Source organism: Nesterenkonia alkaliphila (genome assembly GCF_009758175.1).
In the GTDB taxonomy this organism is placed as follows: domain Bacteria; phylum Actinomycetota; class Actinomycetes; order Actinomycetales; family Micrococcaceae; genus Nesterenkonia; species Nesterenkonia alkaliphila.
The window spans coordinates 1-13,835 of the sequence record NZ_WRPM01000085.1 but is presented as its reverse complement, the minus strand read 5'-3'; the positions used below and the strand labels follow the sequence as shown (position 1 = coordinate 13,835).

The following is a 13,835-nucleotide window of genomic DNA, read 5'->3' as shown; positions in this document are numbered from 1 at the left end:
AGTTCAGGGCAGCTCGGGGCCTTCCACGCGCAGGTGCCGGCCAGGCTGTGGCGGGGCGGTGTGGGTGAAGAACCCTTCACGCAGCTTCGTGGCCCGCACTGTGGCGGCCCACTTCTGTGCATAGCCCAGGAGCTGGTGCACGGAGTTCGACGGTACGACACCCTGGTGTGTGGTCACCCAAGGGTGAGACCCGTCTGAATGGCGTTGCCGGGTTTGGGCTTTCCAGGTCCAGGAGGCTGGTAGTCGGTCGGGGTCTGACCAGTCGGTGTCGATGTAGCGTTCCTCGATCGCGAACCGCCGGTCCGTGCGCCCGTGGGGGTAGAGGACGTAGTGGCCGGCTCCGAAGGTCTCGGGGTCTTCCTCCGCCATGGTGATGTGTCGGGCATAGTCCTGGGCTAGCTGTTCCAACCCGTGGGTGAGGATGTCCATGTTCCGGGTGAGCCGCTGACGGTGTTCATCGACCATGACGGGTCGCTTTCAGCTATGCACCGCCGGTCATGCGGCGTGTGGTGTCGAAGGCGGCGAGTTCGTCGGGGTGGAGCTGGTGTTGGACGACGAAGGAGCGATCCTTGATCCGCCAGAGCCCCTGTCCGACCCCGAGGGTGGGGAGCAGTTTCTGTTCGGTGCCGGTCAGCCCCAGGGTCTGGGCGGTGGTGCCGAGTTGGTCGGATTCTTGCCGGTAGACGATTCGGGTCTCCGCATTCGCCAGCAGACTGTTCGCTAGGGAGCGCATGGCGGAGCCGGCGTCGCCGACGTTGTCCAGGTCAGTGAGCTTATGGAAGACCAGCAGGTTGGCGATGCCGTAGTGGCGGGCCAGTCGCCAGTGGGCATCCATACGCCGCAACAGTGCCGGGTGGGACATCAGTCGCCAGGCCTCGTCGTAGACCACCCAGCGTTGGCCTCCGTTGGGGTCTAGTAGGGCTGATTCCATCCACGCTGAGGCACAGGTCATCAACACCGAGATCAGCGTGCTGTTTTCGGTGACTCGGGAGAGGTCGAGGCTGATCATCGGCAGGGAGGGGTCGAACTCGACGGTGGAGGGTCCGTCGAAGAGACCTCCGAGGTCACCGGCGACCAGGCGTCGCATGGCGTGTCCGACCAGTCTGCCGTCTTCGGCGAGGCGGCCGGTGGGGTCATCGGAGGGGTCGAGGATGCGGTCTACGACCATGGGCAGGATCGGCACGGAGTTCTCTGCCACGGTCTGGGTCAGGGCCAGGTCGATGGCGGTGTGCTCCAACGGAGTCAGCCCCCGAGCCAGCACGGTCTCTGCCAACGCGCCGAGCAGGCTACGACGACGCGAGGCCACCGTGGTCGCCCACTCTGCGTCTGACAGGCCGCTGGGACGGTGGCCTTCATCCAGGGGGTTGAGCCGGTTGGCCAATCCTGCCCCCAGGGCGATGGCCCTGCCGCCCACTGCTTCAGCCACAGGGGTGTGTTCCCCTTTCGGGTCGCCGGGGACGTAGACCCTGCGCCCGAAGGGCAGGCTTCGGGTGTAGAGGGATTTGGCGAGGCTAGATTTGCCGGAGCCGACGATCCCGGCGAGCACGATGTTGGGGGCGGTGATGATCCCGCGTTGGTAGAGCACCCAGGGGTCATAGACGAAGCTGGCCCCCGAGTAGAGGTCCTGGCCGATGAACATCCCATCAGCCCCCAAGCCTCCTTCGGCGAGGAAGGGGTATGCCCCGCCCAGGCTGGCGCTGGTGTCCTGATGACGCGGCAACCGAAACCGGTCCGGATTCCGTAGTGCCGCGGGTCCGGGTTCACCGGCGGCGGGCAGGTACTGCCGTGCCCTGCGTTCAGCGCGCTCGGCCTCAGCTTTCTGCCGGAGGGCGTTTTTCTCGGCCTGGCGCTGCTGGGCGCGGAGCCGGGCTGCAGCTTCCCGGCGCTGTTTGCGTAGGCGACGACGCTCAGCAGCTGGGGCGACCAGCACTGAGGTATGCAGTCTCTCCTGGTCGGGGTCCGGGCTCATCGAGACAGCCCCCGAGGGGTGCTGGTGCTGGTGGGGCGGTTCTGGCTGGCGTACCAGTCCCGCTGAGCCTGGGCCTCCCATTGTTTCGTTGTAGCCCCAAGCCGCCCACCAGTGTCCTGACTGGTGGCTCGACGTGTTCCTGCGCTGCTGGCGTAGGCGGCTTCTGCCGCCCCACCCATCACCGGTGAGCCTCCCGGTTCGGCGAGGCTGCGCCCGCCCGCCTGGGCGTAGGAGAGCCCGTTGCGGCGTAGGGAGGGTTCGGCGGGCAGGGGGTCTTCAGGGGCGGGGATGGTTCGGTAGAGGGCGACGTGGCCCATCTGCTGGTTATAGGAGATGGTGTAGTCACCCTCGGTGATCAGCTTGTCCCCATCAGCAGCCGGGGGCTGGTCGTAGACATAGCCGTTCTCCATCGCCGCATCCGTGGTTTCTTGGCCGGTATCCCACTGGGCAAGGTGGCTGATCCCGGCTTGGGCTCCGTCCTCATCAATGCGGTCCAGCACCCCATCGGCCTGACCCCGGTCAAGGAAGACCACATTGACCCACCGCCGGGCCATCTCCTGGGCGACGGGGGCATGTTCTGTTTGGGGGTGCCAGGCGATGCGCCCCGAATGCTGGGACGCCGTATCCAGCCGGTCGTGGACTTGATCGAGCAGGGTGCCGGCGTGGTGGAGCTCATCAGCAGCGGCCAGCGCGGCGTGTGCCCCGTTGAGGTGGTTGCCCTCATCGTCGTGAGCCAGGCCCCGGTGGTGCAAGTGGGCTTCGGAGAGCTGGTCAAGGACCTGACGGAGGGAACGGACTCCGCTGAGCAGTTCCCCAATCGCCGTATACGTCACCGACGGGTCTTCGAAACTGCGGGTGGCATGCGCCAAACCGCGCAGAGCCTGGGAAGCTTCCTCCGCATCGGCATGGGGGTCGTAGAACGTGGCCATCTCGGGTCTCCTTGATCAACGGCTGGGTCGTTGACCAGGTGCGCCCTCCACTCCGTGAAGGAGGACGATTAGACGTAGAACAGGTGTTCGGCCTCCGGGTGCGTCCAAACGACGTCAAGATCTGGCGTCTCTACCAGGGCCTGTAGCGCCCGGTCGCTGGCGGCAATGCCGGCCCAGTGAGGATCGACATCTGAGGTCAGGCACCAGGATCGGTCAGCAGGCCATACAAATCCGGGCAGAGGAGTAGCCTCTTTTACATGTTCTGGTGAGAGTTCTGTGATCAGCTCGGTCAGGGGTGCCCGGCCCAGGTGGTACTCACGCTCACCGGTAGGGAGCGACACTTTCGTCAGGGACTCAGCATGCTTCCTGGTCCATGCGTCGTCGCCCCAGCCGTCCCAGACGAGCAGGTAGCACTGAACCGGGGTGTCAGTATGACCAGCCAGTGTCCGTAGGGCCAGGGCGAGCTGATGGTCCTCATTGAGGTGATCAGCAGGCAGAGAGACTGAACTCTCCGGCTGATACGGGTAAGTGGGATCTGGGATGAATCTCAAGCGACCATAAGCCGGATACCCCGGCGGACCCAGGGTCACAAGATTCCACCAGTGCAGATCGGCATGAAGAATCCAGTCAGCTACAGAGCCTTCAGCAGGCTCAATACGCATGGCCGCTCCCGTCCCGCCCTCGATAGCAGATGCACTGTTCAGATGCCGTGGAAAGCATGATCAATCCTATCGTCCTGCCACTCGGAACGGACCTGTCACGCATTGGTGCCAGGGGGATGCTGCCCTCACTAGATCCTCCTGCACAGTGGCAGGGCGGCGGCGGTGAAGGCGGCTGCTTGTTGGCCCACGAGTTGGCGGGTTTCGCAGGAGGCTTGGATGGCTGCTTGTTCGATGGCTGCGATGTTGGCGTCGAGTTCTTCCACGGTCGATGCAGTGATGGACAGCAGTCCGGTGTAGCGGAGGACGCCGTGGCCTGCGGTGAGGTCGGCTTCTTGTTGGAGGACGTCGTCGAACTCTGCGGTGTGGGCGGCGTCTTCGATCTGGCCGATTTTGGCCCGTTGGGCTTGGTCGCTGATGTGCTCGACTTTCTTCTTGCGGATGTCGCGTGCTGCTTGGTCGGAGCGCATCGGCGTACACAACAACGAGAAAGAACGCTGGATGCCGGTGGAAAGCAGCACCGGTGAGAGGAATCCGGGGTGGACCATAGACCGGGGCCACTCCGATACCCAGAGCACTGCGTGGTGGGCTGAGTCGGTGCGTAGCCGGGACCAGGTCTCGTTGACTGCCACTGGTCCGGCGGTGGCTAGGCTCTGGCCCAGTTCGCCGTGGCGTTGGAGGACCGGTGCGATGGCGGGGTCGTAGGCCGAGCGGAGGATCACCGCGATCTCACCGGGGGTCAGCCACCCGGATGGGGTGAGGTCGGCGGTGCGCAGCGCGGTGGTCAGGGTGTTCATTTCTTGGCGGAGGACACCTGCTGCCCCTCGGATGCCGCCTCCGGCGGTGCGTATTTGCCGGGCGGCGGCCTTCATGTCCAGGGAGAGGCTGATGGTGGTGGCGTGGCGTTCCCCGGCCGGACCAGCACGGTCAATCAGTTCGGCGTAGGTCTCAGCGGCCCAGGACCCATCGTCAGTGCCGTGTTTGGCCCACCACTCGGCTAACCCGGTACCGGAGTCGGGCAGGGTGCGTTCTAAGACTTGGAGGGTGGCGACCCGGCCGGAGCGGCAGACCGTGGCCAACACTCGGCCCCAGGCGGTGACCCGGCGTTGCTGCTCAGCAGGGTCCAGCAGCACGAAGGCTGGGTGGGAGACCTCGGTGACTACGGTCAGGGTGTTGGCGGTGGGGTCGTGGATCATTCCAGCCCCGGTCTCGGGGTCGGTGTATTCCCGCAGCCGGGCCATATCCCCCGGCAGAGCGAGGGTGCCTTCGGGCCGGGGCGTGGTGATGCGGCGTCGGTAGAGCAACTGTCCGCCGGTGGTTCGCCAGACCCACCAGAAGCAGACCGGCAGCCACTCCACCACCGGGCGTCCGGCAACCGGTATCCAGGTCAGTGCAGCGGCGAGGACCCAGATGGGTGCGGTGTAGGCCAGCAGGATGCCGCCGCCGGCGTAGAGGGCACCCACCAGGGACAGTCCACCGATGCCGAGGGTGATCAGCTGGGTCAGGGAGAGGCCGAGCAGGATGCCGCGGCGGGTCAGCCGGGAGAACTTCACCGGCACCAACTCCACCGACGAACTGCTGTTGGAAGTTTCTGTGGGCATGGCGTCTCACTCCTTCCTTCCCTTGGTGTGCACATCGGCGGTGGGGTCCTGCGGCTGCGGCGGATCAGCCTGCGACGCTCGTGGAGCTGGGGCACGCGGTGGTGGAGGATCAGCGGGTTGGCGTGGCGTCCGGGGCTCGGGCTGGCCCGGTGCCCCAGGTCGGTCGCTCTGAGGTCCCTGCGCAGAGGGGTTGCCGCCAGGTGATAAGGGCTGTTGACCTGCTGGGGAAGGTCCGCCCGGCTGTCCTGGTTGCTGGCCGCCTGTGTTCTGCTCGGCGGCATCTGCGGCGGTCTCTGCCTGGTTGCCGAGGGCTTGGCCTGCTTTGGGTCCAGCGGTCGCGGAGTCTTTGGCAACTTTGGCTCCGATCACCGCCGCAGCAGCTGGACCCCCAGCCCCAGTCCGCGCACCAGCAGTGCCACCGCCTGCACCAGCAGTTCCGCCGCCGGCTGCGGTGGTGCCTGATCCGGCGGTGGCACCAGGTCCACCTGGACCACCTGGACCGCTGGGCGGCGGACCGCCGCTGGGTTTTCCTCCGGTGGGTTTCTGCCCACTCGGACCACCACTGCTGGAGGGGTCACTGTTGCCGTCGAGGACTTTCTTCGGCCCCTCACCCTGGGGCTTGTTCGGGGTGGGTACCGGCCGGTTCAGCGACTGTTTGGCTTCCTGTTCAGCCCCGATGGAGTGGTACATGTCGGCTCCGACGAAGGAGAGGAACCGGTAGGTCATATACGGGGCGAAGGCAGCCATCAACATCAGCACCACCCCAGCCAGCGGATCACTGACCGACGCCAAATCCGCCTCGATCGGTGCCGAGACTTGGGTGATCGCCACCAGAAACATCACGGTGAGCACCAGCTTGGAGACCGCGAGGGCGATGACGAACATCGCCCATTTGCCGATCCAGCCTTTGCTGGCATCCCAGGAGGCCCCAGCAAACGCCAACGGCGCAAGGACGACAGCGACGAGGATCAGGGCTTTGCGGACCAGCAGAGAGAGCCAGACGATCGCCGCAGCCGAAATCGCCAATCCGGCCATGAAGATGGTGATGATCGCCCCCACACCCGGAGCGGCAATATTGATCGCGGTCAGCCCTGCGGCCAGGGCGGCGATCTTGTCGCCCATGGATTCGGTGGTTTCCCCGGCGGCTTGGATGATCCCCAAACTCAGCTGATCTACGACTTCCAGCAGCAGGGCGGTCAGTATGACCGCGATGAAGGAGCCCAGTACGGATTTCGCCAGCCCGAGGGCGGCTCGGGTGAGTGCGCCGGGGTCGCGGCGGATCAGGCCGGTGATCAGTTGCAGGCAGAAGAACAGCAGCATCACGAAGACTGCGATGCCGAAGACGATGTTGTAGACACCGAGGTACTCGTCACTGGTGACATCGACCAAGGTGGTGGTATCGAACACCGCCCATACGGCCTCGAACAGCCAGCCGGCGGCAGCACCCATGGCCTGGGCCAGCCAGTCGAACGGGGCTGAGATGAGGCTGGCGGCTGCTTCGCCTGCGGTATCGCAGACATTGGAGATGACGGGAACATCGCACAGGCCCACCGCACATCACTCCTTCACAAACAAAGGGGGTTGGAGACGGTGGGGGTTAGACCTGTTGGCCGACGTTCCAGAAGAAGTTGATCAGCGTCACGGAGGCTCCGCAGATGATCGCGGCCCCGCAGGAGACCAGCACGCCGATCTTGCCTCGGCCTGCCAGATGCGGGTTGGAGCTGTTGGCTCCGAAGCCCCACACGATCGCCGAGATAATCAGCGCCAACACGGAGAGCACCAGGCCGATGGTCATGACCGCCCCGACGATGGTGCGCAGCTGGCTGATCCCCGGCAGCCCGGATTCGTTCGGGTTGATGTCGATCTGAGCCACCACTACCGCAGGGTCGGCCACCAGGGTGGGGGTGGTGAGTGTGGCGGTGTGGATGGCCTCGGAGAGGGTGATGAGAGTGTCCACGACAACTGCTCCTTCAGATGAGAAACGAGTGGGTCGTGAAACAGGTGCACACCCCATCCCCGCTATTGAAGAGAACCCGATCGGAAGCAAGGCGCGGCCGTAAAGGTGGGGCTGGTTAGAGTTGTTCGCCGAGGTCGATCAGCCAGTTCATCCAGGTCATCGCCCCACCAGCGAGGATCGCTGCCCCGAGGCAGACCAGCACCCCGGTCCTGCCTTTGACGGCGGAAGCCTGGTTGCCGTTCGACGAGGCAACACCCCAGATGATCGCGGAGACGATGAGCATCAACACTGCGATCACTAGGACGAAGGTCAGCAGAGCCCCGACCACCTCGCGCAGCTCAGCGATCCCGGAAAGGCCCTCAAAATCGGGAAAGACGCTCATGACGGGCTTCCGCCGCCGGGCGGTTTACGCCGCCTGGAAGTTTTTGCCTTTTCCATAGCTACTAGGTGCTCTACTGGACCTCACGCCGATCGCGGCCTCATGGGTCGGTGTGCACAGGTAGTAGACTTCTACAAGCCGTAGAACTTATTGGGCTACTGCCCGAACTGATGCCGTGGAGGTAGTCGCATGGGCCGAAGGGAGACTCGGCATGATTCCGAACTTCACGGGCCATGGCGGGCGATCCGAGGCATAGTTCTTGGCCTTGTTGCTGTAGCTTCCACCGCTATAGCTCATTACGCAGTCACGGGACACGTGCCGCCTGTCACTACCATTTTGTTGGCTCTTGCGATTACAAGTCCGGTTTGCGTAGCCCTCTCTGGTGTTCCCTGCAGTCGACTTCGCTTGGTTGGGGCGGTGCTACTCGGTCAATCAACGCTTCATCTGCTCTTTGGAGACACGAGGGCAACAGTCGGGGACCATCACCATCAGTTTCTGCTGCATACGGAACCCAGCGCTCTGTTCACTCACATCATTGCGTTGTCAGTCACTTACGTTGCGGTGCGAAAGGGGGACCAGGTAGCCCGCGTTCTCCAGCAGATACTTAGGCTGGCTTTCCTCAGCCCGTTTCCAGAAGTCAACACGACGCGATGTTATCCGAGTCATGTCCCGGCGGTAACTTCTGCGTGGGTTCCATTTGAGTCGCGACCTGGCGATAACCCTAATCCATTACGAGGCCCGCCGAAGCCCCCCTGCTCGTTACCTCGGTGACACCTGGCGATGTCTTAGTAGGACATGCCCGTCACCGCATCGTGCGACCCCGATCGCTAACGCGCTGAACTACGCGCTCTAGCCTCCCTTGAACTCTAACGCCGTCCTACATCGCGCAAGGAACCACCCCGTGAAATCAACCTCAGATACCGTAGTCTCAGACCACAATCCCACTTCCTCAACATACGGACCGCTGAAACGCGGGCTGCTAGGAATCGGAGCATTCCTCTCCGCCTCCGTGGTGGCGCAACTTTCCTCTATTGCGCCAGCGGTGGCCCATGATGTGCTGCTCTCCTCGACCCCAGAGCCGGACCAGGTTGTGAGTGAGCCTCTCGACGCAGTGGAGCTGGAATTCTCTGGCTCCGGCTTAATTGCCAGTGAATCTATTAACAACGTGATCCAGGTAGTGGACTCCGACGGGGAGAACTGGGCCGGCAATGTTGAGGTCGACGGTCCGACCGCTACTGCTGAGCTAGGTGACGGGTTGCCCGATGGCTCTTACGAAGTCGTCTATCGGGTCGCCTATTCGGATGGCCATGTTGAAGAAGAATCGTTCGACTTCGAGATGCGTGCGAATCCAGAGAACCCTGTAGAAGACGCGCAGGAGGACGAGCAAGATAGCGGTGCCACTACTGATGAAGAACCGGAACCTACTGATCAAGCTCCGAGGCAGGAGGTCCCGAGCGACGAGGACCGAACTACATCCGACGAGCCTGATTCGACGTCGGTGTGGCCGGTCTTTGCAGTGATCGCCGCGGTGATCGCTGCCGGTGTTGTGACTGTGCTGGAGCGTCGCCGGGCAAGAAGTAAAAAAGCGGATGATTCCATTCGTGAAGAGCCCAGACCGTGATCCACTGACAGATAGGACGGTCGAGGGATATGTCTGACGCTAGCAACCACTCTAAACACTCGAAACTAAGAAACTTCGCGCGGCCTTGGATAGTTAGCGCAGTCCCACTTGCGGGCTTGCTCGCTCTTGTCACTGCCGGAGTATCCACCGGAGTTGGTGAATCCACACAACTCTCCGATCCTGGGGCAGCAACTCGATGGGGACTTTCTATCGCGCGATTTGTGCACTACTCAGCGATGGCGACCGCTGTCAGTGCTGCGCTATTCGCTGCAGCAATCCTCCCTATGAGGGGGAAACTCGCGACAGGCTCATTTTCACAGCAAGTACGTGAGGAAGACGAGCTTTCCCCACTTATGAAGAGTGCATTGCTCATTAGTGGGATTGCAGGCCTCGTCTGGACGGGAGCGGCACTTGCGGTCCTGGTCTACAGCTACTCACTTATCGCAGGCGAGCCACTTTCAGCCTCACGTGAGTTCTCCCGCGGCTTCTTCAATTATGTCCAGTCGGTAGAGACAGGTCAGGCCTGGATTGCAGTAGTGGCAATTTCAGCAACTTTTACTACGGGCCTCTTTGGTTTTCGCTCAAGAAAGGGAGTGCTCCTACTTGTACTGCTCGGACTTAGCGCGATCATCCCTATTGCACTCGTCGGGCACTCCGCCTCTGCTGAGAACCACACGGAAGCGGTCACCTCTTTAGTTCTTCATATTTTGGGACTAACCCTGTGGGTGGGTGGCCTCTTTGTTCTACTACTCCTTGGGCTGGCGCAATGGGTACAGAAACCACCCAGAAGCAGAAGAAGTGAGACCTGTCGTGAACTCGATCTAGTGGTAGGCCGCTATTCGAGAGTCGCGAGCGTCGGGCTCGCTCTCACCGTCGCTTCAGGGGTAATAAACGGCATGTTGAGGATAAGAAACGTTAGCGAACTGCTGACGTCTGAGTACGGCGTCATGCTCCTTGTGAAAACTGGTGCGACCGTACTTCTTGCTGGTATCGGCTTCGTTCTTCGACAGTGGGTGATTCCGCAGATACGGGGAGCCGATGATGACTCTAAGCACGGACCTGTGACCAGGCTGTGGCGACTCATATGGGTCGAGGCTCTCCTGATGGGTGCCATCATTGGCGTTAGTACTGTGCTTGCGCGAACCGCGCCGCCTAGTAATGAGCAAGAGTACTTAGACGCCACGCCTGCTCTTATTCTTACCGGTTATGAGATGCCGCCTGACCCGGAGCTTACCCTTTGGGCGATCCTTTGGAGGCCGGACTGGCTGTGGACCGCTGTCGCTATCACGATGGCTATTTGGTATCTCCGAAGTATGTGGAGACTGGAGGGCGCTGGTGAGAAGTGGCCTCTCAGTAGAAGCGCTTCGTGGGTACTGGGAGTCGTGCTACTGGTATGGGCGACTTCTGGCGCGCCGGCAGTGTATGGAAAGGTTTTGTTCTCGGCCCACATACTGCAGCTTATGGTGATAACTTTCCTCATCCCTGTGCTGCTCGTGTTCGCCGATCCAATCACCCTAGCTAGGCGGACGGCTAGAGGGCGAGAGGACGGTACCCGAGGTCCGAAGGAGTGGCTGAGCCAGATTTTTACGTCCCGCGTGTTCTCATTCTTGGCGCACCCGCTAGTATCCGGTATATACTTAGGCGTTTCTAGCGTGCTGTTCTCCTTCACTCCGGCCTTCAGATTTTCACTCGAGTATCTTCTAGGTAACGGGCTGATGATTGCTCACTTTCTTACTGTGGGCCTGATTTTCTCCTACGGCATCACCGGGGCCTACGCGCGTCACGCACGTGGAACACCCAGCCGGTTGTTTGCACTGGTGCTGCTGTTAGCGCTATTCGCTGTACTTGCGACGGTACTTTCGGCCTCCTCTCAGGTTTTAGAGCCCGAATGGTTTGGGGTCCTAGCCCAAGAACTCCAAATTTCGGCCCTAGCAGATCAACAGGTCGGCGGAAAAACATTATGGGTGCTTCCTGTTGCTCTGTTGGCATACTTCACCGTACGAGAAGTACTGCATCGAATAGGGGTGCGTGCCCAGCTCGAAAGATCAGAGAATGAACAAGCCTGATCGCAGATGTGTCGTCCCTAATCAGTCAGTGACGGTGATGTGGAGGTGGTCGTAGTGGCCACCTGTGGGGTCGGTGGGGTCGTGCATGCCGCCGCCGTCGTAGTCCCGCCAGCCTTCATCGGCCCGTGAGGCGACCCAGATTTTGCCGTCGAAGATCGGGTATTCGACCCCGAGGGTGTCGGCGTGGTCTTTGACCCAGTTGGTCACCTCCCACCCGGCCTGGCGCTGGGCCTCGGTGGGGAAGCTTCCGATGGGATTGCCGAAGGTGACATCGCAGGCCCGCCCCAGCGGGTGCTCGGAGTCCTGGCCGGGACGTTCGTCCCAACAGGCCCAGGAAGTCTCCGGGAAGGCGTCGCTGGTCTGCTGGTAGAGGTGCAGCATCCGGGCGGTGATCTGCCCACCGGTGGTGGGGTCATCGACCATCTGCGACCCATCACCATCACCCGGCTCAGGATCAGGTGCGTCAGCCTCGGTGCTCTGATCAGGTTCGGTGGGGCAGTCTTCGCCCTCTGCAGCGGCTGATTGGGTGCCGCTGCCTGTACCCACGGGGGCGGGGTGGGCGTCGTGGGTGGCTAGCCAGGGTTCGGGGTCGGTGTGTTCTCCGGTGTCTCGGCCGCCGGGCCAGATTTCTAGGTGCAGGTGCGGGCCGGTGGACTGCCCCGAGTTGCCTACATCCCCAATGTGGTCCCCGGCAGAAACCGTGTCTCCTGGTTGGACGTGGATGCCGGTCTCCCACATATGGATATACACCGAGGAGACCGCTTCACCGCTGATGGTGTGGTCGATGACGATCACCCCGCCGCGAGCCTCGTTGTAGTCAGCCGAAGCAACTTGCCCGTCGGCGATGGCATAGATCGGGGTGCCATCCGGTGCTGCCCAGTCGGTGCCGGCGTGGAAGCTGTCTTCCCCGGTCACCGGGTGGACCCGTGGCCCGTAGTCGCTGGTCTGGACCGCGGAGTCTTCCGGTAAGGGGAAGACCACCCTGCCGGACTCCGGCACCGAGGCTGGGCTGGCTGATCCGTTGCTGGTGGTGAGTGTGTCCAGGATGGTCTCTGCGACGGGTTCATAGTTCTGATACCGGTCCGGGTAGGCTGAGACCTCCACGGCTTGGGCGGCCTCGCCCTTGTCCATCTCCTGCCAGCCGGGGATGTCGAGCAGGCCCCGGGGTGATCCACTGTTGGGTCCGTCTGGTCCGCCGAAGAACGCTTGGGCTTGGTAGACCGGCTCCATGAGGTCTTCGACGGAGCCCCACCCGGTGGACGGGCGCATCTGAAACAACCCCAGGGAATCGTGATCGGAACCGTCGCCGTCATTGGGATAATCGGCAGAGTCCGGGTAGGCGGCTTCGTTGGAGAGCTGACGGAGGGTGGATTCTGTCAGTGCGGCCATCAGGGCGATCACCAGCCCATCCCGGCTGACCCCCTCGATGCCGCTGCCGGTTTCGATGATCGTCGCCGCGTGGGTGAGCTGATCCTGGTTCAGGGTGAAGGTCTCCCCTTTGGCGGTGGTGACCTCCAGCTCGTCGGGGACCTCCTCGACAGTGAGGTGCGGGCTGGCTCCGGGCACAGTGCAGGAGGCCCCAGCACCGGGGCTCATCAACGCCCCAACGGAGACCAGGGCGACCGAGGGGCCGAGCATGGCCAGTAGGACCAGGATGATGGCTGCTTTCTTCAACACCGGCCAGGCACCTCCCTTCAAGCCAGACGGGTCAGGGGCGGTTAGGTGAGGGGGTTGTCGAGTTCGGAGAGCCGCAGCAGGTGGCAGGTCTCATAGGCCGGGGCGCAGACGATGAACACCGTGAAGGAGACCTCGTGCTCACTGGTGACCGGTTCGTCGTTCCAGGTGCCGTCCCGGTGGCGGGTGCCGGTGATCGTGTAGGCCACCGTGCCTTCGGTGATCTGCCCGGGCTGAGCCTGGGACTGAGCCTCTTCCCACGCCTCGGGGACATAGACCTCATCAATGCTGAGGTGTTGGCGGGTGGAGTGTTGGCGCAGTTGAGTCCATGCCTCACGAGTAGGCAGGTAGGCGGCCACATCAGAGGCCAGGCCGGCCTGTTCGGCCCCGGTGGGGTCACCAACATCCAGCAGCGCGGAGGTGTAGTCCAGGGGCATAAACCCCGAGGCGGTATCCCACTCAAACAAGGCGGTAGCGACGTTGCGGGCGAACGTCTCAGGATCAGCGGAGCCTTCTACCGGTGGGACCACTGGCTGGCGAACAACACCATCAGCCTCCGGCTGTTCAGTGGGTTCGTCAGGTGCAGTCGGTGTGGGGTTTGGGGTCTGTGCAGTCGTCGGCGCGGGCGGCTCTGGCTGGCGTGGTCCGGTGGCCAGCCCGTAAATACCCACTGCGACTAGTAGAAGCAGGGCCACACCGGCGGTGAGTGCGGCCAGCAGTTTGGGCCGGGAGAACACGGTGGAGAACTCAGGGAGCTTCATACCCGACAGGTGCACACCCCACCCCGGAAGGTGTTCAACGCCGCCACTGGATGGGTAGGCGACAGAGGGTGGGTGGGGTTAGAGGGCGCGCAGATGCCCACGCACCGGAACGGCGTCATCGTCGCTAGTGGTGTGTCTCGTAAATAGTTAAGCGGGTGGGTTGTAGAATGAGGTATGGCTCGTTCTGCTGCCCCACCACTGGTCATCGACACCGCTCAC

The 13,835-nt window shown here is 62.7% G+C and carries 12 protein-coding genes; 2 read left to right on the top strand and 10 right to left on the bottom strand.

Annotated elements, in window-relative coordinates; all coding sequences use genetic code 11:
* Positions 1-3: 3 nt before the first annotated feature.
* The 8 genes from GNZ21_RS11735 to GNZ21_RS11700 form a co-directional block, all read right to left on the bottom strand.
* Entirely contained in the window at positions 4-465 is a 462-nt protein-coding gene (locus GNZ21_RS11735; RefSeq protein ID WP_157324570.1) for a hypothetical protein, read from the bottom strand.
* A gap of 16 nt (positions 466-481) precedes the next feature.
* The gene (locus tag GNZ21_RS11730; RefSeq protein WP_157324569.1) at positions 482-1,969 is read right to left on the bottom strand and encodes an ATP-binding protein; all 1,488 of its coding nucleotides are present in this window, start codon (positions 1,967-1,969) and stop codon (positions 482-484) included.
* The gene (locus GNZ21_RS11725; RefSeq protein ID WP_157324567.1) at positions 1,966-2,898 is read right to left on the bottom strand and encodes a hypothetical protein; all 933 of its coding nucleotides are present in this window, start codon (positions 2,896-2,898) and stop codon (positions 1,966-1,968) included. Before GNZ21_RS11725 ends, GNZ21_RS11730 begins: the two co-directional genes overlap by 4 nt.
* Positions 2,899-2,966: 68 nt before the next feature.
* Positions 2,967-3,560, bottom strand: coding sequence for a hypothetical protein (locus GNZ21_RS11720; protein ID WP_157324565.1), 594 nt, complete (start codon positions 3,558-3,560; stop codon positions 2,967-2,969).
* Positions 3,561-3,688: 128 nt separating this feature from the next.
* Complete coding sequence (locus tag GNZ21_RS11715) at positions 3,689-5,158, bottom strand: SCO6880 family protein (RefSeq protein WP_157324563.1); 1,470 nt, start codon at positions 5,156-5,158, stop codon at positions 3,689-3,691.
* A 6-nt stretch (positions 5,159-5,164) separates the two neighbouring features.
* Positions 5,165-6,709 (bottom strand): type IV secretion system protein, encoded by a 1,545-nt coding sequence (locus GNZ21_RS11710; protein ID WP_229659567.1) that lies wholly within the window; start codon positions 6,707-6,709, stop codon positions 5,165-5,167.
* A 46-nt stretch (positions 6,710-6,755) separates the two neighbouring features.
* A complete protein-coding gene (locus tag GNZ21_RS11705; protein ID WP_229659568.1) occupies positions 6,756-7,115 on the bottom strand; it encodes a DUF6112 family protein in 360 nt (119 codons plus the stop codon).
* Between the two features lie 115 nt (positions 7,116-7,230).
* Positions 7,231-7,497 (bottom strand): DUF6112 family protein, encoded by a 267-nt coding sequence (locus tag GNZ21_RS11700; protein ID WP_157324561.1) that lies wholly within the window; start codon positions 7,495-7,497, stop codon positions 7,231-7,233.
* 898 nt (positions 7,498-8,395) lie between these two features.
* On the opposite strand from GNZ21_RS11700, the gene GNZ21_RS11695 reads away from it, so the two are divergent.
* Together GNZ21_RS11695 and GNZ21_RS11690 are read left to right on the top strand one after the other, a co-directional pair.
* The gene (locus GNZ21_RS11695) at positions 8,396-9,115 is read left to right on the top strand and encodes a copper resistance CopC family protein (RefSeq protein WP_157324559.1); all 720 of its coding nucleotides are present in this window, start codon (positions 8,396-8,398) and stop codon (positions 9,113-9,115) included.
* A gap of 236 nt (positions 9,116-9,351) precedes the next feature.
* Positions 9,352-11,181 carry a cytochrome c oxidase assembly protein gene (locus GNZ21_RS11690; protein WP_188503756.1) on the top strand — a complete coding sequence of 610 codons (1,830 nt, stop codon included), beginning with the start codon at positions 9,352-9,354 and terminating at the stop codon, positions 11,179-11,181.
* A gap of 21 nt (positions 11,182-11,202) precedes the next feature.
* Here the strand turns inward: GNZ21_RS11690 and GNZ21_RS11685 are convergent, their stop codons facing one another.
* Both GNZ21_RS11685 and GNZ21_RS11680 read right to left on the bottom strand, forming a co-directional pair.
* Positions 11,203-12,858 carry a M23 family metallopeptidase gene (locus GNZ21_RS11685; protein WP_229659569.1) on the bottom strand — a complete coding sequence of 552 codons (1,656 nt, stop codon included), beginning with the start codon at positions 12,856-12,858 and terminating at the stop codon, positions 11,203-11,205.
* 41 nt (positions 12,859-12,899) lie between these two features.
* Positions 12,900-13,616, bottom strand: a complete 717-nt coding sequence (locus GNZ21_RS11680) for a hypothetical protein (protein ID WP_157324555.1) — start codon at positions 13,614-13,616, stop codon at positions 12,900-12,902.
* Positions 13,617-13,835: the final 219 nt, after the last annotated feature.